Consider the following 21,923-nt stretch of genomic DNA (forward strand, 5'->3'; position numbering starts at 1 on the left):
GCAGCCTCGCAGGCAGTACGTTAGTACGACAAGAGGTTGCAACGACGCCAGAGGAGTTGTGTTGGCCGCGCCTGTTACTTGATGAAGCTCGCGTCGAACGTGACCGCCAGATCCTCATTCGCCTTGCGGATGATGCCGGCCTCCAGCAGGATGGCCGTGGCGTCCTTCATGAAAGTCTGCAGCTCGCCAGCAAAGAACTTCTGGTTGGCAGCCTTGTCCTGCCAGCGCAGGAAGGACGACGACTTGGCGAACTGCTCGCCCGTCTGCTTGACGGCCGCGCCCATGATCTCGTTGGACTTGGTGGGGTCGGCCTTGATCATGTCGAGCGCCTGGAAGTACGAATTGGCCAGGGCCTGCGCGGCCTTGCCGTTGGCCTTGAGCCAGGTGGGGTCGCAACCCACGGTGTCCATCACCATCGGGTAGTCGAGCGTGGTGGCCAAAATCTTGCCCGACGCAGGGTTGTCGCGCACGGTGGAGAGGTAAGGCTCGTACGTCATGGCAGCGTCGTTTTGCCCTGCCACGAAGGCCTGCGCAGCCGCCTGGGGCGACAGCGTGGTGGTCTTCACGTCCTTGAGGCTCATGCCGTTCTTGCTGAGCATCCAGGCCAGGCCAAAGTACGGGGCGGTGCCGGGCGCATCCACGCCGATGGTCTTGCCCTTCAGGTCTGCAAAGCCCTTGATGTCGCCGCGCACCGCGATGCCGTCGGCGCCGTAGGACTTGTCCATCTGGAAGATCTGCACGATGGGCACGCCGTTGGCGTTCCAGGCCACATGCGTCTCGACCGTGGTGGCAGCGCACTGGATGGACTTGGACGCCAGGGCCAGGTGGCGGTCCTTCTGCGGGATCATCTTGATCTCCACATCGAGGCCGTTCTTCTTGAAGATGCCCGCCTTGTCAGCCAGGGTGAGCGGCGCAAAGCCCGTCCAGCCGGACATGCCCAAAACAATCTTGGTCTCTTGCGCCTGGGCCGGTGCAGCCAGTGCCATTGCACAAGTCGCTGCCGCTGCCAGCGACGTCCATTTCACAACCGATCGAGTCATCATCTGCTCCTGTTTGAAGAAAGTACCTTTGCCCACTCCGGCCGGGTCGCACCCGCTTCCAGCCGCCATGATGACAGTCCGAGCATACCTGTATATACAGGGTAAACGCTAAAACTGCGCCTCAAAACAGCGGGGTGCTTTGTCTCAGCAAGAACGAGGCCAGGTGGTTAAGAAAGCATGCGCTGGTGCCAGGAATTCGCAATGCTATTTTATTGATAGCAATAAAACCTATGCCAGAGAGCGGTAGGAGGCATTTTGTTTGCATTCACGATTTGCGCATGGGCGGGCACTGGGTGCGCGGACCTCGCGCTGTGGCGCACCAACACCGCGCAAAGCCAGGCGTTTTGGCCAGAGGGAAGGCCAAGCCGCACAGGTGTTGTGCTCTGACGGGTATGCCTGTCTATGCGACGCCGCGCAGCGCGCCACGGCGCACCTGTCTTGCCTCGCCTTTCCTCGCATTGGTACAGCGCCGGGCCTCTTCGCTGACTAGGACCGCAAGGAGTTCGCAAGGCCGCTCTGCCCCGGTGCCTCACCCTTTGGCCCCGCCCCGCTCAGTCCACCACCGGCAGACGCACCGTGACCGACAGACCCGGTTCGGCATTGCGCATGTGCAGCGTGCCGCCGTGCGCCTGTGCGACCAGGCGGCACAGGTACAGGCCCAGCCCCACGCCGCCCGTGGTGCGCTGGCGGGCCGTGTCGGGCCGGTAGAAAGCCTGCGCCAGGTGGGGCAGGTGCTCAGGCGGAACGCCGGGGCCGTGGTCGCGCACTTCGATCTCGATGGTGTTGTCCACACGCCGCAGGTAAAGCTCTGGCGGCGGTGCCGCAGGGTCGCTGTGCCGCAGGCTGTTGTCCAGCAGGTTGCGCAGCAGCAGGCGCAGGCGGGATCGGTCGAGCGATAGCGCTTGCAGGGCCTCGTCCGGCCCCCCAGCATGCAGCACGATGGACGCCGCACTGGCATGGCGCCTGCCCAACTCGCCGATCACTTCGCGCGCCAGGGCGGGCAGGTCCGTGGGCTCGCGGTGCAGTGCGGCGTGGCGGCCGGCCAGGCGTTCGCTCTCCAGCAAGTCGGTGATCAGGCCGGCCATCTCGCCCAGGTCGCGCATCAGCGCCAGGCGCTGGGTCTGCACCTCGGGGCTTTCGGGCAGCAGTTCGGTGTTCAGGCGGGCTCGGGTGAGCGGGCTGCGCAACTCGTGGCTCATGGCCAGCAGCAAGGCACGCTTGGCCTCCAGCATCTGGTGGATGTCGTCGCCCATGGTGTTGATGGTGGCGGCCAGTTGCCCCAGTTCGTCGGGCCGGTGGGCGTGCCGCACGGGGATGGCCTGCGCGAAGTTGCCCTCGCCAAAACGCTGGGCGCCCATGCGGATGTCGTCCAGCGGCCGCAGCAGGTGGCGCACATATACATAGGCCAGCGCGGTGAGCAGCAGCAGCACGGTGAGCGTGCCCCATGCGATGCGCGGGCGCTTGTCCCAAGACAGCGCGTTGAGCCCGAATTCGATGCTGTGCCCGTCGGCCGTGATGCGCTGCAAGAGCCGCCGGCCCTGGTCATCGCTGCCGTGGCCGTTCCAGTGGTCTTCGCGCTGGAACTTGTCGCTCATCCAGTCCGGGCGCGGCTGGTCGGGGTGGGATTCCCAGTGGACCACGGGCCCGTCGATGCGCAGCGTGATGGGCAGGCGCTTGGCAATCGCCTGCGCGCGTTCGATGCTGGGGGGGTTGCCGATCTCGGCGGTCAGGCGGTCCACATAGTCCATCAGCAAGGGGCGCGCAGCCTCGCGCCAGCCGACCGACACGGCTTTTTGCACTCCGCCCATGAAGGCGATGGCCACCGTCACGGCCAGTGCCATGAACACCAGCACCAGCCGGATGCGCAGCGAATACCCCACCGCCCGGCTCGCGCGGCGGTGCCAGGGGCAGTCGTGCTCCACGCCGGGGATGTCTTCTGCCCTCAGCCGTCGCCGCCACCTCATGGCGCGGCTGCCCGCCGCAGGGCCAGGGAGTAGCCGGCGTTGCGCAGCGTCTTGATGCAGTCGAGCGGCTCGAGCTTCTTGCGCAGGCGGCTGACCACGATGTCGACCGCACGGGTGTACAGCTCGGCCTCGTGCCCGCGCAGCTGGTTCAGGATGTCGTCGCGGCTGAAGACCTTGCCGGCGTCGCGCGCCAAGAGGTGCAGCAAGTCGAACTCCGTTCCCGTCAGTTCGACGACGGTGCCCTGGCGCTGCACGCTGCGGCGAGCCGCGTCGATGACCAGGCCTTCGAACTCCAGCACAGCCGTTGCGCCCCCCTGCCCCGGTGCGCGGCGCCGCCGCAGCACGGTCTGCAGCCGGGCCACCAGTTCGCGCGGCTCGAAGGGTTTGGGCAGGTAGTCGTCCGCGCCCAGCTCCAGCCCGACCACGCGGTCCATCACCTCGCCGCGCGCGGTCAGCATCACCACCGGCAGGTCGCCCTGCTTGCGGATGGTGCGGCACAGCTCGAAGCCGTCCATCTCGGGCAGCATGACATCGAGAATGGCGGCATCAAAGCCGCCGGCTGCCAGGCGCGCAAGCCCGTCGCTGGGCCGCAGCGCGTGGATCAGTTCCAGCTCGAACCGCTGGAAGTACACCGTGAGCGGCGGCCCGAGCTGTTCGTCGTCGTCGATGAGGAGGATGCGGTGCATGCGCGATTCTTACATTGGCAGGGTGCGTGCAGCCAGAGGCTGGTGGCCGCTGGGCGCAATGCTCCAGGGTTGCGCAGCTTCCTCGGCCATGCCCCAGTCCTGGCGCTCGCTCCCGCGCACGGCGATGGCTGGCTGCGCCGGCGCTGAACCGTGGCCCTGCCAGGCGGTAGGTGCGTGGTCTGCAGATGCGTCCAAATCTGCATCGGCATCTGTATAGGCGTATTCGTCCGCAGTTGGCGGCACTGCACTCAATGCGCGGTGCCGGCGGATGAGGTCACGCAGCCGCCGCTGCACCGGAATGTGCAGCGCGTCGAAGGCGTCGGCCGCGGCCAGCAAGGCGGGCAGCGCACCGATGGCACTGCCGGGCTGGCGGGCCACCAGGCCCAGCGCGTGCTCGCGGTCGAAGCGCGGGCCCCACACCAGCGACATCAGCTCGTCGTGCGGCTCGGGCATGCCGCCCAGCAGTGCCGGGCCGTGCTGGCGCAGTTGTCCTGCAAGTTGGTGGATGGGTTGCAGCAATGGAGACATGTCGAAGCCCCTTGTCTCAGCCGCGGGCCATCCAGCCCTTGCGCCGCTGCATCAGATCGCGCACTTTCTGCTGCTGGTCGGCGTTCAGGCTGTCGTAGAAGTCTGCCAGCGCGGTGATCACCTCGGGGCTGTTGGCCTGCACAGCGCGGGTCTTTTCGTCCATCAGCGCCTGGGCACGGGTGCGGTCGAACTTGTCGCCCGCCATGATGGCCTGCACTTCGGCGCGGGGGTCCGACGTCTTGCCGACGAAGGCGGTACGCTGCGCCTCCAGCTTGTCGGCCAGCACGTTGAGCTTGAGCTTCTGTGCGTCGGTCAGATCGAGCTTGCTGCTCACACGCTCTACCACCTTGCCGCGCATCTCGGCCATCTTTTCGGGCGTCATGGCACCGTGGCGGTGAGGGTGACCACTGGAGCAAGCCGTGAGCCCACCCACCATGATCGACGCGCCGAACAATCCCACCAGGGTTTTCTTGATCCAGGGTTTCATGATGCAGTCCTTTCACGGACGGTGTTGAACATGACCCTGATGGTGCCGGGGCAGCCAGCGGAGGTGGTCTCGGCGCAGTTTCGGTTTATTTCGCTTTGTATCTGGGGCTATTTGAAAGCCCGGAGTCGGACTAACGGCAGAAAAGTCTGCGTAGCCGTCAGCCCATGAGGCTTGCACTTGCTTGCAACAACCGCGAACGGGTTGTCTATGTCTTGCAGTTGATATCGCCTATCGCATCACAGCAGTGAGCACGGCCAGCCTTTGGGCGATGCTGATGGCATCACTGCGCATCTGGGCCAGAGGCACCGCACCGACCGTGCAGCCTTCGAACCACACGTGAAAGCCTGTCACCCCAGACGGCTCCGTGCAGGCACCATATGCCTCTATGGCGTGCTCGACGCTGGGATGAAGGCTGGGCTCGCCCAACAGTTCTTTGCCTTTGAAGACCCGGGCCTGGTATTGCGCTGCACCGTGCGCCCGGATGTGGAGAGTGGGAACCAAGGAAGATGTTGCACTTCAGCCGTCAGGCGCTGGGTGAGTTACCCCATCGCCTGGGTCTGGCGGCAGCCCAGGTCAGAGAATTGAAGCTCGCGCTCCACGCCGTGGCTGTCACCGTAATACGACGGCAGATCGTCGGTCTGCTGGCGTTGTTGAATGACGTCGGAGGGCTGGCCCATCTGAAACGATGGCAACTCAGGCCAGGCTTCCAGATGGTGGGAGGAGGAGAAGGCAGAGAACGACATGGTGAAATCCTCGCAATGAATTCGTGCTGACTTCGCAATCAGATCGATTGCGTCGCGGTTCAACCATTGGCGCACCGGGCGTATTGCAAGGGTGTCAGAGCGGCATGCAGGAGTGCGTAGGAATTGACCTACCCAACCCTGCTGCAGTCGGACTGACCTTCACACTCGCCGCCCATGCACCAACCGCCTCTGACGCTATCAAGCCGCTTTCGCCAGCTCAGGCGCTTCAATGCCCAGCGCATCGCCCTCGCCCGCCAGCAAGCCAATGCAATCCAGCGCCGTTGGCGGATCGCAAGGTTCGGCATACACCCGCATGGCGATGTCTTGTGCTGCCGGAGAAAAGTAGAGCCAAAGGTTGTCGTTTTCCTTGTCGTAGCAGGAAAACAAGGCACGGCCCGAACCGGGTGGGCACATCAGAAATTTGGACATGAACATCTGCTGGATGCGCAAGGTGGGCTCGAAAGCCTGATCGTCGTTTCCGAGGGCCAGTTTGTGCCAAGTGCTGCTCATAAGGTGCCTTTCGCCTGGCCAAGCCAGTGTTACGGATGACCCATGGTAGAGACAGCACCCTCGACTACACCCTTCTTGTGCAGCGCATCAATTTGTAGGACGGATTCTCTGCTGAGCGGGCCCTGACCGAGCCCCCAGAGACGCATGCCCTATCAAGTCAATCGTAGGACGTTTCGAGGTCGCGGTAGGCCTCGCCGCGGTGAGGAATGCGCAGTCGGGCGCCATGCGCGCGCAGGGTGGCACAGCCCAGCCCGGTCACATAAAGGACCTGGGCCTTTTGACAAGGCGAGTCGACCGAGGGGAGTTGAACTTCCACCATTCCTGCAGCATGCAGGACGCGCAGTTTGTCGATGTTGACCGCATCCAACTCGACCAGGGGGAGCGCGTCGCGCTCCAGCTCTCTCAGATACTCCATTGGCATGGTGACCTCCGGCGTGAACGAGCGTTGATTTTGCGGCGGCCGTGGGCCAGCTTCAAGAATTGATACACGTGGCTACAACATGGTCAGAAATGGACAGTCCGCCCCCAATGACCAGCCCGCGCCGCTTGCCGCTACACGCCATCGAAAAAACCACACTCCTCACGCAGCTATGCTGGCTTTTGTGTAACCAAAAACCGCAGCCGTTAAATATCTTCAATGTAAGAATTCGCTGACATGGTCACAGGCATGGACCGTACTTTCAGGGGTAAATCCTGTGAATAGCATTTCGCTTTTCCAAGGGGAGGTGCAATGCCCATTCTGGTCATCTTTTTCGGCATACAGGTCGTCGCTGTAGCGGTGGCCGCAGCCATTGCCGGCCTGTAAAACGCGTGGGCTTGACCACAATCGGTTCGACTCGTCTTCGCGTCCAACTTGCCATGTACGCACCGTCGTAACGTAGCGCCGGCGCGCAGCCAGGGAGCAATGACAAAACTTTCTGGACTGCCCATCGTGCTGTGGGCAGTCTGGGAAAACTATGACACCCCCACTGCCCCAACAGGCGCATGCTCTGCAGGAGCCTGGTGCGCAGATGCTGTGCAGTTGGCCTCCTGATCTTTATGGGCATTACTGTCACCCTCGCCAGGAACATATCGGACAAGGACTTCCAGCAAGTGGAAGATTTGGTCCGGCATCTTCAAGGCACCGACTACAACTTCAGCGGCCGCGCGATCTGGGTTGAGCGTGGCGCGGTCACCGCTGTCCACGACCCCAAGGATGCATTGCGGGCCGCGTTGCTGCAGTTGATGGTCGACGGGATGTTGCGCGTGGGGTGACCGCGGCCGCTCCTGGTGTTGGTGCAGCCTTGTCAAACTGGCGTGCCAGAATGATCCGATACAAGGAGACATCCATGCACCAGGGATTCCAACCAGCGCGCCGCGCTGCACTTGTCACGCTCGCTGGCGTGTTGGCCGCGTGTGGCGGCGGAGGCTCGTCAGACTCTGACGCACCACCCGCTGAGCCGGTGGGCCAAGTCATCAATTCGTCCATCAAGTCTGCCTCCACGGGCAGCACCTATGCCATCCAGGTGTACCTTCCCCCGGGCTATGCAGGCGGCACAGCGCAGTTGCCCGTCATCTACGCCACCGAGGGCGACGCGCCCTACGGCGCGGCGACCCCTGGCACGGGCGGCTCCAGCCGGTCGCGCTTCGATACCTTCAAGGAGTCGATGCAGCGCCGGGGAACGGCAGCGATTCTGGTCGGCATCGGAGGTACCGCTTGGCGCAACACCGACTTTCTGCAGCCAGGCGCGTCCAAATACCTGGACTTCATCGTCAAAGAACTCGCGCCCGCCGTGGAAAGCCAGTACCGCGCCGACCCCAAGCGCCGTGCGCTGTCCGGCCTGTCGCACGGCGGCTACTTTGTGATCGCAGCCTTGGTGCTGGAGGCACAAGCGGGGCGGTCGCCGAGCTTTTCGCACTATCTGTCCACGGAGGTCAGCGTAGGCGAACACAGCGGTCCCGCGGGGCTGCTGGCGTTTGAAAAAACCATCGATGGCAAGCCCTTGCCAACCACCCTTTTCATCGCTGGCGCACAGAACGGAAACCATCCGTTGCTCGGAATCCCGCTGTACAACCAGATGGCCGCGCAAACCCTTCCCGGTCTGGTCCTCATCAAAGCTGAATACAGCACATCGCATGTGGGTGCCGACGTACCCGCATTTGAAGAGGCGCTGAGGCGGTTTTATTCTTGAAGGCTGAGGAGGGGTTGCCGGGCCTTTACGTCGTGAGCGAGATGGCAAAGCACGCAGCGATATGCGAGCCGCATCTCGAACGAAACCGTGTGCACACCCCTGAGTTGGGTGCGATCTACCCATCCACCACAACTGACGATGAGTCGTAACGCATGTCGTGGGCACCACGACCTTGGCCGACGCAGACAAAGCCTTTCAACACGTGCACCTTGAAGTGGAATCGCGTTCCTGAGCGGCCTAGTGAAGCCATAAGAGGCAGCCCGCACACACGGGTGCGGGCTGCCTCGGTTCGATATGAGCCACGCAGACACTTCGTTGAGTGTTTGCCACATCGGTAGAACTCCTACATACGCCCACCTGAATGTGGCGCATGCTCCAATTCGCTGGGTTTCTACAGTCCAGCGTCACACTGCGGACTGGCAGTGGCTACCAAGCTCCTTGTGTCCATCATCATCACCATCGCGCGTGCAGTTCAGGACGACCAGTTCGGCGAGGTTCAAGCCCTGACCCGGCAGTTGTACCTCCACGACGGAAATTTTCAAGGACGTGCCATGACCGTCGAACGCGGCGCAGCGACCGTAGTCACCGACTCCCAGGACATCCTGCGCGGGGCGCTTCTGCAACTCATGGTCGAAAGTGTGCTGGCGGCCGAATAGAACGTGGCCGGGGCGCTTTCGGCGGGCGCCGGAGGTTGGCGCAGAAACATCCTTGCCTTGCTTCCTTGGTTTCGTCGTAGAAATCTGCAAGACACACGTTTCAAGGCAAAGAAAAACCGCCACAGCCTGGGTTGACCAGAGTGTGGCGGTGTCTTGTATGGTGGAGCTGGCGGGAATTGAACCCGCGTCCGCAAGCCTTCATCGGGCAGATCTACATGTTTAGCGGTCTGATTTGAATCTCGCTACCGTTGTCGCGCAGTCGCACGCTACAACAGCCGCCAGTACCCTATTTTCTTGCTTCAACCCAAGGTACCCGGATCAAAGCCAGCCCATGTAATTATCCTTGCAGCCGGGAGGCGCTGATTGCTCAGAACCCCCTTGCCCAGCCCATCGGCCAACTGTTGCAAGGCTCACTGGCAATTAAGCAGCGAGTGCGAAACGTTCGTCGTTTGCAGTTAGTTTTTTAAATCGAGATTTACGAGCGTGACTCAAGCTCGACATGCACCACACCGATTCCGAACCCACGTCGAAACCAGGACAGCCCCAGAGCACCTATTTTAGGCGCCTTCGAGCAATTGCAAGAGCTCGGAGGGAGATTTAATTGCCGCATGGGCGCCCCATGCGAGGGGGTCGCTTTTGGCGCCCAGGTAGCCGTACATCGCTGCGACCGTTCCCATGCCTGCAGCCAGCCCTGCAGCGATGTCGCGCTCGTCGTCACCTACATAGATGCAATGCTCCGGCGCAATATTCAAGCGCGCGGCAGCTTCGAACAGGGGCGCTGGGTGGGGCTTGGCGTGGGGCGTAGTGTCACCGCTGACCACGGCGCCGGCAGTGGCGAACAACGGTATGGCACGGGTCAGGGGCTCGGTGAAGCGGGCGGCTTTGTTGGTGACGACTCCCCATGCAAGGTTGCGCTGAAGCAGCTGCGCAACCAGCTCTGGAACTCCATCGAAAATGCTGGTGAGCTCCGTCATGCGGGACTCGTAATTCACGAAAAACTCTTCACGCATGGTCAAAAAGTCCGGGTGGTCCGGCAACATGCCGAAGGCCTCCCCCAGCATTCCGCGGGCGCCCGCCCCAGCCATGGGTCGATACCGCTCCAAAGGCAGGGAAGGCAAACCCCGGTCCACGCGCATTTTGTCGGCCGCGGCACCCAGGTCGGGGGCGCTGTCGATCAGCGTGCCGTCCAGATCAAACAGAACAGCTTGAATGTTGTTGAACATGGATAAAAACGACTCAAGCGCCACGCCGGGTTGCGAAAAGATAGTTGACGCTGGTGTCGGCGCTCAGCCAATAGCGCTTGGTCAGCGGGTTGTACTCCAAGCCCCGCGTGGTTTGAATATCGAGCCCCGCGCCGCGGCAGCTGATTGCCAACTCGCTGGGTTTGATCATCTTGGCGTATTCATGCGTGCCCCGCGGCAGCATATTGAGCACATATTCAGCGCCCACAATGGCCAGCAGAAATGCTTTTGCATTCCGATTGATGGTCGAAAAAAATACCCAGCCTCCCGGTTTGACCAGTTGAGCACAGGCCTGTACCACAGACGCTGGATCTGGAACATGCTCCAGCATTTCCATGCAGGTGACCACATCGAAGCTTCCGGGCTGCTCTTTCGCCAAGCTTTCCACACTGATTTCGCGGTATTCGATATGGGTAGTCTCGGCTTCGAGCGCGTGCAACTGTGCCACACGCAATGCTTTGGTCGCCAAATCGATACCCAAAACCTGTGCGCCCTTGCGCGCCATGGAGTCTGCCAGGATGCCGCCGCCGCATCCTACGTCGAGCACACGCTGGCCTGAGAGCGCGCACAGGCCGTTGATCCACTCAAGGCGCAAAGGATTGATCTGGTGTAAAGGGCGGAATTCGCTTTCCGGGTCCCACCAGCGGTGGGCAAGCTCAGAGAATTTGGCCAGTTCGGCCGGATCTGCGTTGACTGTTTCACTCATGCCGTTGATTTTCCACGATGGAGAGAAAGAAGCGAAAACCCCAAACGCAAAAAAGCCCCGTTACCGGGGCTTTTTGTGCATCAGAGCAATCCGAAGATTACTGAGCGGCGCGCGTGCCAACCACTTCGATTTCCACGCGACGGTTCTTCGCACGGCCTTCGGCAGTCTTGTTGTCAGCCACAGGTTGCTTTTCGCCCTTGCCTTCGGTGTACACGCGGTTCTTTTCGATGCCCTTGGACACCAGATAAGCCTTCACGGCTTCGGAACGGCGGACCGACAGCTTCTGGTTGTAAGCATCGGAGCCCACGGAGTCAGTATGACCCACGGCGATGATCACTTCCAGGTTGATGCCCTTGACCTTGGAGACCAGGTCGTCCAGCTTGGCCTTGCCTTCTGCCTTCAGCACCGACTTGTCGAAGTCGAAGAACGCGTCAGCAGCGTAGGTCACCTTGGTGGCCACTGCTGGAGCGGGTGCTGGTGCTGGTGCGGGAGCAGCAGCAGGTGCAGGTGCAGCGCCAGGAGCTGGTGCAGCGGCGGCAGGAGCGGGAGCAACGATTGCGCCGTCGCAGCCAGGAGCTGCCGTAGCAGGCGTCCAATTAGCATTGCGCCAGCAATATTCATTGGTACCGTTCTTCCAGACCAGTTGGCCAGAAGCATCACGCCAGTTGTCAACGGTTTGTGCGCCAGCGGCGGTTGCGAGCGCTGCAGAGGCAAACAACATCGCCACTTTGTTCAGTTTCTTCATGGTTCTCCTCTTGGGGAAAAAGCCGCAGCCGCGCTGCGAATCAGGACGCTTGGGGTGACCACCACCCGAAGCGTTCAAACGATTGTGCCATACGTAACAGGGCAAAAGCGGTGGCACCCGTGTACGCTCCGTAGGACAAAACCGGAATTGCCACGATATGTTGCTGAGGCGCTACACGCTCTTACCTCTAAAATGATTCTCCTTTGCCGTCACCGCCGCCTCCAATGACCCAGTTTGCCAAAGAAACCCTGCCCATCAGCCTTGAAGAGGAGATGCGCCGCAGTTATCTCGATTACGCGATGAGCGTGATCGTGGGTCGGGCCCTGCCCGACGCTCGCGATGGCTTGAAGCCGGTGCACCGCCGTGTGCTGTTTGCGATGCATGAGCTCAATAACGACTGGAACCGCCCTTACAAGAAGTCGGCCCGTATCGTGGGGGACGTGATCGGTAAGTACCACCCGCATGGCGACTCGGCGGTGTACGACACGATCGTCCGGATGGCGCAGGATTTTTCGCTGCGCCACATGCTGGTGGACGGCCAGGGCAATTTCGGCTCGGTGGACGGCGATAACGCCGCTGCGATGCGGTATACAGAAATCCGCCTGGCAAAGATTGCCCACGAAATGCTGGGCGATATCGACAAGGAAACTGTCGATTTCGGCCCCAACTACGACGGCAGCGAAAAAGAACCGCTCGTATTGCCCAGCAAATTGCCCAATCTGCTGGTCAACGGATCGGCCGGTATTGCGGTCGGCATGGCGACCAATATTCCGCCACACAACCTCAACGAAGTGGTGGATGCCTGCCTGCACATGCTGCGCCACCCCGAGGCCACCATCGACGACCTGATGGAGATCATTCCGGCGCCCGACTTCCCCACCGCCGGCATCATCTACGGCATCAACGGCGTGAAGGACGGCTACCGCACGGGCCGCGGCCGCGTGATCATGCGCGCCAAGTGCCATTTCGAGGACATCGACCGCGGCCAGCGCCAGGCGATCATCGTGGACGAGCTGCCCTACCAGGTCAACAAGAAGACGCTGCAGGAGCGCATGGCCGAGCTGGTGCACGAGAAGAAGATCGACGGCATCAGCCACATCCAGGACGAGTCCGACAAGTCGGGCATGCGCCTGGTGATCGAGCTCAAGCGCGGCGAAGTGCCCGAGGTGGTGCTCAACAACCTGTACAAGCAGACGCAGTTGCAGGATACGTTCGGCATGAACATGGTGGCGCTGATCGACGGCCAGCCACGCCTGTGCAACCTGAAGGATTTGATCGTCGTCTTCCTGCAGCACCGCCGCGAAGTGGTGACGCGCCGCACGGTGTTCGAGCTGCGCAAGGCGCGCGACCGCGGCCATGTGCTGGAAGGCCTGGCCGTGGCCCTGGCCAACATCGACGATTTCATCGCCATCATCCGCAACGCGCCCACCCCGCCGGTCGCCAAGGCCGAACTGATGGCCCGCTCTTGGGACAGCAAGCTGGTGCGCGAGATGCTCACCCGCACCCGCGAAGACGGCGGCGTGATCAGTGCCGACGACTACCGCCCCGAAGACCTGGAAAAGGATTTCGGCATGGGCCAGGATGGCCTGTACCGCCTGTCGGAAACGCAGGCGCAGGAAATCCTGCAGATGCGCCTGCAGCGCCTGACGGGCCTTGAGCAAGACAAGATCGTTGCCGAGTACAAGGAAGTCATGGCGGTCATCGAAGACCTGCTGGACATCCTGGCCAAGCCCGAGCGCGTCTCCACCATCATTGGCGACGAGCTCACGTCCATCAAGACGGAGTTCGGCCAGCACAAGCTGGGCGCCCGCCGCAGCATCGTCGAATACAGCGCGCAGGACCTGTCCACCGAAGACTTGATCACGCCTACCGACATGGTGGTGACGCTGTCCCACACCGGCTACATCAAGAGCCAGCCCCTGTCCGAATACCGCGCCCAAAAGCGCGGCGGGCGCGGCAAGCAGGCGACGGCGACGAAGGAAGACGACTGGATCGACCAGCTCTTCATCGCCAACACGCACGACTACATCCTGTGCTTCTCCAACCGCGGCCGCCTGTACTGGCTCAAGGTGTGGGAAGTGCCCGCTGGCTCGCGCGGTTCGCGCGGCCGCCCCATCGTCAACATGTTCCCGCTGCAGGACGGCGAAAAGATCAACGTGGTGCTGCCGCTGACCGGCGACATGCGCACCTTCCCGGCCGACCGGTACGTGTTCATGGGCACGAGCATGGGTACCGTGAAGAAGACGGCGCTGGATGAATTCAGCAACCCGCGCAAGGGCGGCATCATCGCCGTGAACCTCGACGACGGCGACTACCTGATCGGCGCAGCGCTGACCGATGGCAAACACGACGTGATGCTGTTCAGCGACGGCGGCAAGGCGGTGCGCTTCGACGAGAACGACGTGCGCCCCCTGGGCCGCCAGGCCCGCGGCGTGCGCGGCATGATGCTGGAAGACGGCCAGAGCGTGATCGCCATGCTGGTGGCCGAAGACGAGACGCAAAGCGTGCTCACCGCTTCCGAAAACGGTTACGGCAAGCGCACCAGCATCGTCGAATACACGCGCCATGGTCGCGGCACCAAGGGCATGATCGCCATCCAGCAGACCGAGCGCAATGGCAAGATTGTCGCCGCCACACTGGTGCATGCCGACGACGAGATCATGCTGATCACCGACAAGGGCGTGCTGGTGCGCACCCGCGTGTCCGAGATCCGCGAACTGGGCCGTGCGACTCAGGGCGTGACCTTGATTGCGCTGGATGAAGGCTCCAAGCTCAGCGGCCTGCAGCGCATCGTGGAGAACGATGCCAACGTGGCCGACATCGATCCAGAGGCTGATGCCAATCCAGATGCAGGTACCGATGTCGACGGCAATTCGGATGGGAATGGCTCCACGGATTCCGACACACCGCCGGCGTCAGAAGGCTGAAGCCCGCCCCCCCAAGCCCCACCCCACCGGGGGGCCTGCCGAGCATGCAGAGCAGGCCACTCGATTGCTATTAAAAATGTAGCTGCCAGCGCTTATACAGCAAGCGGTGGCAGCAATTTTGACTTGACTGACTGCCAGACCATGACCCGCCCCTACAACTTCTCGGCCGGCCCGGCCGCCATCCCCGCCGAAGTGCTGGAGCAAGCCGCTGCTGAAATGCTGGACTGGCACGGCAGCGGCATGGGCGTGATGGAGATGAGCCACCGCGGCAAAGAGTTTTTGTCCATCTACGAAAAGGCAGAAGCCGACCTGCGCGAGCTGCTGGCCGTGCCAGCGAACTTCAAGATACTGTTCATGCAGGGCGGCGGCCTGGCTGAAAACGCCATCGTGCCGCTGAACCTCTCGCGCGCTGGCGTGGTCGACTTCGTGCTGACCGGCAGCTGGAGCCAGAAGTCGCAGAAAGAAGCCCGCAAGTACGCCGCTGAGGTGAACGTGGTCGGCTCGGCCGAGGACACGGGCTTTACCACCCTGCCCGACCCCGCCACCTGGACGTTGAGCCGCGGCGCCAGCTACCTGCACATCTGCAGCAACGAGACCATCAACGGCATCGAATTCCACCAGTTGCCCGACCTCAAGGCCCTGGGCAGCGACGCACCACTGGTCATCGACTTCTCGTCGCACGTGGCCTCGCGCAGCGTGGACTGGTCGCGTGTGGGCCTGGCTTTTGGCGGCGCTCAAAAGAACCTGGGCCCTGCCGGGCTCACGCTGGTTGTGGTGCGTGAAGACCTGCTGGGCCACGCTCTGCCCGCCTGCCCCAGCGCGTTCGATTACCGTGTCGTGGCCGACAACCAGTCGATGTACAACACGCCGCCCACCTGGGGCATCTACATTGCCGGGCTGACCTTTCAGTGGCTCCAGCGCCAGACCGAAGGCAGCCTGACCGGCGTGGCCGCCATGGAGCAGCGCAACATCGCCAAGGCCGACCTGCTCTACAACGCCATCGACAGCTCGCAGCTGTACGTGAACAAGGTGGCCGCCAACTGCCGCTCGCGCATGAACATCCCGTTCTTCCTGCGCGACGAAAGCCGCAACGATGCATTCCTGACCGGAGCCAAGGAACGCGGCCTGCTGCAGCTCAAGGGCCACAAGTCCGTGGGCGGCATGCGCGCCAGCGTCTACAACGCCATGCCGCTGGCCGGCGTGCAGGCATTGGTGGACTACATGCGAGAATTTGAACAAAAACACGCCTGAACGAACACTGGCCCACTCTGGTTCTCGCAACAGCGCACAGACATCTCCCCATCCATGAATACTCCGCAAGCCTCACCCGACCTCGCCAGCCTGCGCGTGCAGATCGACTCCATCGACCAGCAACTGCTCACGCTGCTCAACCAGCGGGCTCTGGTGGCCGAGCAGGTGGGTGAAGTCAAGAAGCGTGAAGGCACGCCGTTCTTTCGCCCCGACCGCGTGGCGCAGGTGATCGAGAAGATCCAGACGGCCAACCCCGGCCCGCTCAAGGGCCCCCATGTGGCGGCCATCTGGCGCGAGATCATGTCTGCGTGCCTGGCGCTCGAGTCGCCCCAGCGCGTGGCCGTGCTCGGCCCCGAAGGCACGTTCTGCGAGCAGGCGGCCATCGAATTCTTCGGCGGTGCAGCCGACCTGATGTACTGCGCCAACTTCGACGAGGTGTTCCACGCCACGGCCGCGGGCAGCGCACAGTACGGCGTGGTGGGCGTGGAGAACTCCACCGAAGGCGTGGTCACGCGGTCGCTCGACTTGTTCCTGCACACCCCCACGCACGTGGTGGGCGAAGTGAGCCTGCTGGTGCGCCACAACCTGCTGCGCACGAGCAACTCGCTCGACGGCATCGAGGTGGTGATGGCGCATCCGCAGGCACTGGCCCAGTGCCAGGCCTGGCTGTCCAAGCACCTGCCGCATGCAGAGCGCCGCCCGGTGTCGAGCAATGCCGAGGGCGCCCGCCTGGCCACCACCAACCCCGGCTGGGCAGCACTGTCCAGCGAACGCGCCGCCACGCAGTTCGGCCTGCACATCGTGGCACACGCTATTCAGGACGACGCCTACAACCGCACGCGCTTTGCCATCATCTGCCTGCCGCACACGCTGCAGACGCCGCCGCCGTCGGGCAAGGACTGCACCAGCCTCGTGGTGTCGGTGCCCAACCAGCCTGGCGCGGTGCACGACCTGCTGGTGCCGCTCAAAACGCACGGCGTGTCCATGACGCGCTTCGAATCACGCCCCGCACGCACAGGTCAGTGGGAGTACTACTTCTACATCGACCTCGACGGCCATCCCGCCCAGCCCCACGTGGCACGGGCCCTGGAAGAACTGCGCAGCCTGTGCGCGTTCTACAAGGTCCTGGGGACCTATCCCGTGTCGTCGTAAGGAGCCGCCATGTTTGAACAATTGGGACTGATCGGCTGCGGGCTCATGGGGGGCTCGTTCGCCCTGGCCATGAAAAAGGCGGGCCTCGTCAAGCGCGTGGTGGGCTACAGCAAGTCGCCCTCCACCACCGACCGCGCGCGCCAGATGGGCGTGATCGATGTAGAAGCTCCCTCGGCGCTGCTGGCCGTGGCAGGCGCCGATGTCGTGCTGCTGGCCGTGCCGGTGGCCGCCACCGAAGCCACGCTCAAAGCCATCAAGCACCTGGTCACCCCGCAGATGCTGATCATGGACGTGGGCTCCACCAAGGCCGACGTGGTGCAGGCAGCGCGCCGCGCACTGCGCGACCAGGTGGGCTCGTTCGTGCCCGCGCACCCGATCACGGGGCGCGAAGTGTCTGGCGTGGAGCATGCCGAGGCCGACTTGTACAGCGGCCGTCAGGTCATCCTGACGCCCACAGAACGCACGCTGACCGTGCAACTGCAAAAGGCGGGCGAGATCTGGACCGCGCTGGGTTGCCGCGTGAGCAGCATGTCGCCCGAGTCGCACGACGCCGCGTTTGCAGCCGTGAGCCACCTGCCCCACGTGCTGGCGTTTGCCATGATGAACAGCATCACCGGCCAGAACGAAGGCGACGAGTTTTTGTCGCTGGCAGGCCCGGGCTTTCGCGACTTCACCCGCATCGCGGCCAGCGACCCCAAGGTCTGGCGCGACATTTTGCTGTCCAACCGCGAAGAGCTGATCGCCCAGTCCAAGCTGTTCCGGCAGGCCCTGCACAACATCGAAGAGGCCATGGAAAAGAGCGACAGCCAGTCGCTGGAAGACATGCTGACGCTGGCGAGCGAGACGCGGGCACATTGGCGCATGGGCGCAAAACGCAAGTAACCCCCTGAGTCGCCTGCGGCGCCTTCCCCCAAGGGGGACGCACCCGGTGGCCTGGCGGAGCCAGCTCCACGGGTGCACTCGCATGGGGCGCGCCGGTTTCGAAGGGCGTGACGGGTGCGCAGGGTTTGGCGGATGACCGCCAGTGACTCGGCCTGCGGCCCTCGTGCTTTGGCTCAATTCACCGGGCTGGTTAATGCTCTTTTGAGCGATGGACGAATCACACTGATGTACAGCACTGCTTTCCTAGACCTGCCTCCCTTGCAAGCCGCTGCGGGCGAAGTCCATCTGCCGGGCTCCAAGAGCATTTCCAATCGGGTGCTGCTGCTGGCGGCGCTGAGCAATGGCACCACGGCTGTGCACGACCTGCTGGCGTCGGACGATACGCGTGTGATGCTGGATGCGCTGCGCCAGATCGGCTGCACCGTTGACGAAAACGGCAGCACCGTGCGCATCACCGGGCTGGGCGGCCGCGCGCCGCAGTCGCCTGCCAAGCTCTTCATGGGCAATGCGGGCACGGCCATGCGGCCACTGACGGCGGCGCTGGCGCTGCTGGGGGGCGAGTTCGAGCTGTCTGGCGTGCCGCGCATGCACGAGCGGCCGATTGGAGACCTGGTCGACGCACTGCGCCAGCTGGGCTGCCGCATCGACTACCTGGGCAACGACGGCTACCCACCACTTCGCATTGCGCATGCCGACGGGGTGCCTGCGCTGGCGCTGGCCGCGACCATCCGCGTGCGCGGGGATGTGTCGAGCCAGTTCCTCACTGCACTGCTCATGGCACTGCCCTTGGCAGCGGCCACGCAGCCCATCGTGATCGAGGTGGTGGGCGAGCTGATCTCCAAGCCCTACATCGCCATCACGCTGCAGCTGCTGGCGCGCTTTGGCATCGTGGTGGAGCACCAGAACTGGCAGCGGTTCACCATCCCGGCCGCCAGCCGGTACCAGTCGCCTGGCAGCATCCATGTCGAGGCCGACGCATCATCTGCTAGCTATTTCATAGCGCTTGGCGCCATCGCACCCAGCGGTAGCGGGCAAAAAGGCATCAAGATCCGGGGCGTGGGGCTGGACTCCATCCAGGGCGACATCCGTTTTGTCGAAGCGGCCCGTGCCATGGGTGCCGTGATCACCGGCGGCCCCAACTGGCTGCACATCGAGCGCGGCGCGCCCGGCCAAGGCTGGCCGCTGAAGGCCATCGAGCTGGACTGCAACCACATCCCCGACGCCGCCATGACGCTGGCCGTGATGGCGCTGTACGCCGAAGGCACCACCACGCTGACCAACATCGCCAGCTGGCGCGTGAAGGAAACCGACCGCATCGCCGCCATGGCCAACGAGCTGCGCAAGCTGGGCTCCACCGTGGAAGAAGGGGCGGATTTCATCCGCGTGACGCCACCGGCCAGCCTGCAGGACTGGCAGGCGGCCAGCGTCCACACTTACGACGACCACCGCGTGGCCATGTGCTTCTCGCTCGCGGCGTTCAACCCCGCCCAGGTGCCGGTGCGCATCGAAGACCCCAAGTGCGTCGCCAAGACCTTCCCTGACTATTTCGAGACGCTGTTCTCGGTGTCGCACGCGGCCACGGCCCACATCCCGGTGATCTGCATCGACGGCCCCACGGCCTCGGGCAAGGGCACCGTGGCTGCTGCCGTGGCGCAGCGGCTGGGCTACCGTTTTCTGGATTCGGGTGCGATGTACCGCATCACGGCGCTGGCCGCGCTGCGTGCCGGCCTGGCCATCGACACGGCCCATGAGAGCCGTATCGCGGCCATGGCCCAAACCCTGCCGGTGCGCTTTGAAGGCGGCAAAGTGTGGCTGGGGAGAGACGATGTGACTGCAGACATCCGCACCGAAGAGGCGGGCATGAACGCGTCCCGCGTGTCGGCCCTGCCCGCCGTGCGCGAGGCGTTGGTGGCCCTGCAGCACAGCTTCAGGCGCCTTCCGGGCCTGGTGGCGGACGGCCGCGACATGGGCACGGTGATCTTCCCGCAGGCCCCGCTCAAGGTGTATTTGACGGCCAGCGCAGCCTGCCGCGCGGAGCGCCGCCATAAACAGTTGATTTCAAAGGGTTTTTCAGCTAATATCGAAGACCTCCGTGCGGACCTGGAGGCGCGCGACCTGCGGGACAGCTCCCGCACCGTCGCACCGCTCAAGCCCGCGCAGGATGCTCTGGTCCTGGACAACTCCACCTTGACGATTGATGAAGCCGTCGATCAGGTGTTGGCCTGGTGGCAAGAGCGCCAGCCCTTCGCAGCTGCTGCGCAAGGCTGAAACGTGCAGGGTCTGGTGAAAGCCGGGCCCCGCAGGCAGTGCCGAAAGGCCTTGTCACAGGCCCACGCAACCCCTCTCGCGCGCCAGCGCACAGGTTGTGTGGATCGATAACCTAACCCGCGGTTTTACCGCAAAAAACCACCGCAAGCAGCTATAAAAACGGTAGCAATAGTGCTCCCGGAATCCTGTTTGTGGCAAGGAAACACATGTCCGAATCTTTTGCCGCCCTTTTTGAAGAATCTTTGACGCGCACGGAAATGCGCCCAGGTGAAGTGATCACCGCTGAAGTCGTGCGCGTCGAGCACAACTTCGTCGTGGTCAACGCCGGCCTCAAGTCCGAAGCCTACGTGCCGCTGGAAGAGTTCAAGAACGACAAGGGCGAAGTCGAAGTCCAAGTGGGTGACTTCGTGTCGGTGGCCATTGGCTCCATCGAAAACGGCTACGGCGACACCATTCTGTCGCGCGACACCGCCAAGCGTCTGGCTTCGTGGATGAGCCTGGAAAAGGCCCTGGAATCCGGCGAATTCGTCACCGGCACGACCAGCGGCAAGGTCAAGGGCGGCCTGACCGTTCTGGTCAACGGCATCCGCGCATTCCTGCCCGGTTCGCTGATCGATACGCGTCCGATCAAGGATCTGACGCCGTACGAAAACAAGACCATGGAATTCAAGGTCATCAAGCTGGACCGCAAGCGCAACAACGTGGTGCTGAGCCGCCGCGCTGTGGTGGAAGCCTCCATGGGCGAAGAGCGCGCCAAGCTGATGGAAACCCTGAAGGAAGGCTCCATCGTTCAAGGCGTGGTCAAGAACATCACCGAATACGGTGCGTTCGTGGACCTGGGCGGTATCGACGGCCTGCTGCACATCACCGACATGGCATGGCGCCGCGTGCGTCACCCTTCCGAAGTGGTGACGGCTGGCCAGGAAATCACGGCCAAGATCCTCAAGTTCGACACCGAGAAGAACCGTGTCTCGCTGGGTCTGAAGCAAATGGGCGACGACCCATGGATGGGCGTGAACCGCCGCTACCCACAATCGACCCGCCTGTTCGGCAAGATCACGAACATCGCCGACTACGGCGCATTCGTGGAACTCGAACCCGGCATCGAAGGCCTGGTGCACGTCTCCGAAATGGACTGGACCAACAAGAACATCGCTCCCGCCAAGCTGGTTTCGCTGGGCGACGAAGTCGAAGTCATGGTCCTCGAAATCGACGAAGACAAGCGCCGCATCAGCCTGGGCATGAAGCAGTGCAAGGCCAACCCATGGCAAGAATTCGCACAGGACACCAAGCGCGGCGACCGCGTCAAGGGTCCTATCAAGTCGATCACCGACTTCGGCGTGTTCGTGGGCCTGGCTGCCGGCATCGACGGCCTGGTGCACCTGTCCGACCTCTCGTGGAACGAACCCGGCGAAGCCGCTGTTCGCAACTACAAGAAGGGCCAGGAAGTGGAAGCCATCGTGCTGGCCGTGGACGTGGACCGCGAACGCATCTCGCTGGGCATCAAGCAGTTGGACGGCGACCCATTCACGACCTTCGTGACCGTGAACGACAAGGGCCAGACGGTGACCGGCAAGGTCAAGACCGTGGACGCCCGTGGCGCTGAAATCGACCTCGGCGAAGACATCGTGGGCTACCTGCGCGCTTCGGAAATCTCCCGCGACCGCGTGGAAGATGCCCGCAACGTGCTCAAGGAAGGCGACGAAGTCACTGCTGTGGTGGTCAACGTGGATCGCAAGACCCGCAACATCCAGCTGTCGATCAAGCAAAAGGACATGGCCGACGAACAAGGCGCCATGGCCAACCTGAGCCAGCAATCGAGCCGCGAAAGCGCCGGCACGACCAGCCTGGGCGCCCTGCTGCGCGCCAAGCTGGACAACTCGGAAAAGTAAGACACTGACCCGTCAACGAACTGCTGCGCGATGATTCATTCGTGCAGCGGTTTCGTTGAAAAACGGTCAGACAG

Annotated in this window: 20 protein-coding genes and 1 other RNA gene; 9 read left to right on the top strand and 12 right to left on the bottom strand. The window is 63.0% G+C overall.

Annotated elements, in window-relative coordinates; all coding sequences use genetic code 11:
• Window positions 1-74: 74 nt before the first annotated feature.
• The 8 genes from ACSQ3N_RS15450 to ACSQ3N_RS15485 all read right to left on the bottom strand — a co-directional run bounded on the left by ACSQ3N_RS15450 (window position 75) and on the right by ACSQ3N_RS15485 (window position 6,379).
• Entirely contained in the window at window positions 75-1,040 is a 966-nt protein-coding gene (locus ACSQ3N_RS15450; RefSeq protein ID WP_056166418.1) for an ABC transporter substrate-binding protein, read from the bottom strand.
• Window positions 1,041-1,591: 551 nt separating this feature from the next.
• Window positions 1,592-3,004, bottom strand: coding sequence for a sensor histidine kinase (locus ACSQ3N_RS15455; RefSeq protein ID WP_056165355.1), 1,413 nt, complete (start codon window positions 3,002-3,004; stop codon window positions 1,592-1,594).
• Complete coding sequence (locus tag ACSQ3N_RS15460; RefSeq protein WP_056165353.1) at window positions 3,001-3,690, bottom strand: response regulator transcription factor; 690 nt, start codon at window positions 3,688-3,690, stop codon at window positions 3,001-3,003. The genes ACSQ3N_RS15455 and ACSQ3N_RS15460 overlap by 4 nt, the downstream gene beginning before the upstream one ends.
• 9 nt (window positions 3,691-3,699) lie before the next feature.
• The gene (locus ACSQ3N_RS15465) at window positions 3,700-4,218 is read right to left on the bottom strand and encodes a hypothetical protein (RefSeq protein ID WP_235507306.1); all 519 of its coding nucleotides are present in this window, start codon (window positions 4,216-4,218) and stop codon (window positions 3,700-3,702) included.
• Window positions 4,219-4,234: 16 nt separating this feature from the next.
• Window positions 4,235-4,705 carry a Spy/CpxP family protein refolding chaperone gene (locus ACSQ3N_RS15470; protein WP_056165351.1) on the bottom strand — a complete coding sequence of 157 codons (471 nt, stop codon included), beginning with the start codon at window positions 4,703-4,705 and terminating at the stop codon, window positions 4,235-4,237.
• A gap of 539 nt (window positions 4,706-5,244) precedes the next feature.
• Window positions 5,245-5,448, bottom strand: a complete 204-nt coding sequence (locus tag ACSQ3N_RS15475; protein WP_056165348.1) for a hypothetical protein — start codon at window positions 5,446-5,448, stop codon at window positions 5,245-5,247.
• 198 nt (window positions 5,449-5,646) lie between these two features.
• The gene (locus ACSQ3N_RS15480; RefSeq protein ID WP_436146724.1) at window positions 5,647-5,958 is read right to left on the bottom strand and encodes a hypothetical protein; all 312 of its coding nucleotides are present in this window, start codon (window positions 5,956-5,958) and stop codon (window positions 5,647-5,649) included.
• 157 nt (window positions 5,959-6,115) lie between these two features.
• The gene (locus ACSQ3N_RS15485; protein WP_056165344.1) at window positions 6,116-6,379 is read right to left on the bottom strand and encodes a hypothetical protein; all 264 of its coding nucleotides are present in this window, start codon (window positions 6,377-6,379) and stop codon (window positions 6,116-6,118) included.
• Between the two features lie 617 nt (window positions 6,380-6,996).
• Here ACSQ3N_RS15485 and ACSQ3N_RS15490 point away from each other — a divergent pair.
• The 3 genes from ACSQ3N_RS15490 to ACSQ3N_RS15500 all read left to right on the top strand — a co-directional run bounded on the left by ACSQ3N_RS15490 (window position 6,997) and on the right by ACSQ3N_RS15500 (window position 8,785).
• Window positions 6,997-7,212, top strand: coding sequence for a hypothetical protein (locus ACSQ3N_RS15490; RefSeq protein ID WP_436146725.1), 216 nt, complete (start codon window positions 6,997-6,999; stop codon window positions 7,210-7,212).
• Between the two features lie 74 nt (window positions 7,213-7,286).
• A complete protein-coding gene (locus ACSQ3N_RS15495; RefSeq protein WP_436146726.1) occupies window positions 7,287-8,129 on the top strand; it encodes an alpha/beta hydrolase in 843 nt (280 codons plus the stop codon).
• 440 nt (window positions 8,130-8,569) lie between these two features.
• Window positions 8,570-8,785 carry a hypothetical protein gene (locus ACSQ3N_RS15500; protein WP_156372002.1) on the top strand — a complete coding sequence of 72 codons (216 nt, stop codon included), beginning with the start codon at window positions 8,570-8,572 and terminating at the stop codon, window positions 8,783-8,785.
• Between the two features lie 158 nt (window positions 8,786-8,943).
• Here the strand turns inward: ACSQ3N_RS15500 and ssrA are convergent.
• The 4 genes from ssrA to ompA form a co-directional block, all read right to left on the bottom strand.
• Window positions 8,944-9,330: a transfer-messenger RNA gene (gene ssrA / locus ACSQ3N_RS15505) on the bottom strand.
• Between the two features lie 12 nt (window positions 9,331-9,342).
• The gene (locus ACSQ3N_RS15510; RefSeq protein WP_436146727.1) at window positions 9,343-10,008 is read right to left on the bottom strand and encodes an HAD family hydrolase; all 666 of its coding nucleotides are present in this window, start codon (window positions 10,006-10,008) and stop codon (window positions 9,343-9,345) included.
• A gap of 13 nt (window positions 10,009-10,021) precedes the next feature.
• Window positions 10,022-10,732, bottom strand: coding sequence for a bifunctional 2-polyprenyl-6-hydroxyphenol methylase/3-demethylubiquinol 3-O-methyltransferase UbiG (gene ubiG / locus ACSQ3N_RS15515; protein WP_056165338.1), 711 nt, complete (start codon window positions 10,730-10,732; stop codon window positions 10,022-10,024).
• Window positions 10,733-10,829: 97 nt separating this feature from the next.
• Window positions 10,830-11,477 (bottom strand): outer membrane protein OmpA, encoded by a 648-nt coding sequence (gene ompA, locus ACSQ3N_RS15520; RefSeq protein ID WP_056165336.1) that lies wholly within the window; start codon window positions 11,475-11,477, stop codon window positions 10,830-10,832.
• A gap of 224 nt (window positions 11,478-11,701) precedes the next feature.
• Here ompA and gyrA point away from each other — a divergent pair, with 224 nt between their 5' ends.
• From gyrA to rpsA, 6 genes are all read left to right on the top strand, one after another.
• Window positions 11,702-14,404: a DNA gyrase subunit A gene (gene gyrA / locus ACSQ3N_RS15525; protein ID WP_436146728.1), complete on the top strand. Its 2,703-nt coding sequence runs from the start codon at window positions 11,702-11,704 to the stop codon at window positions 14,402-14,404.
• 141 nt (window positions 14,405-14,545) lie between these two features.
• Window positions 14,546-15,655, top strand: coding sequence for a 3-phosphoserine/phosphohydroxythreonine transaminase (serC, locus tag ACSQ3N_RS15530; RefSeq protein ID WP_436146729.1), 1,110 nt, complete (start codon window positions 14,546-14,548; stop codon window positions 15,653-15,655).
• Between the two features lie 54 nt (window positions 15,656-15,709).
• Window positions 15,710-16,807 carry a prephenate dehydratase gene (gene pheA / locus ACSQ3N_RS15535; RefSeq protein ID WP_056165330.1) on the top strand — a complete coding sequence of 366 codons (1,098 nt, stop codon included), beginning with the start codon at window positions 15,710-15,712 and terminating at the stop codon, window positions 16,805-16,807.
• Window positions 16,808-16,816: 9 nt separating this feature from the next.
• Window positions 16,817-17,689, top strand: a complete 873-nt coding sequence (locus tag ACSQ3N_RS15540; RefSeq protein WP_056165328.1) for a prephenate dehydrogenase — start codon at window positions 16,817-16,819, stop codon at window positions 17,687-17,689.
• Between the two features lie 225 nt (window positions 17,690-17,914).
• Window positions 17,915-19,957 carry a bifunctional 3-phosphoshikimate 1-carboxyvinyltransferase/cytidylate kinase gene (locus tag ACSQ3N_RS15545; protein WP_436146730.1) on the top strand — a complete coding sequence of 681 codons (2,043 nt, stop codon included), beginning with the start codon at window positions 17,915-17,917 and terminating at the stop codon, window positions 19,955-19,957.
• 206 nt (window positions 19,958-20,163) lie between these two features.
• Window positions 20,164-21,849: a 30S ribosomal protein S1 gene (gene rpsA / locus ACSQ3N_RS15550; protein ID WP_056165325.1), complete on the top strand. Its 1,686-nt coding sequence runs from the start codon at window positions 20,164-20,166 to the stop codon at window positions 21,847-21,849.
• Window positions 21,850-21,923 lie beyond the last annotated feature (74 nt).

The organism is Acidovorax sp. LjRoot194 (genome assembly GCF_964253015.1).
In the GTDB taxonomy this organism is placed as follows: domain Bacteria; phylum Pseudomonadota; class Gammaproteobacteria; order Burkholderiales; family Burkholderiaceae_C; genus Acidovorax.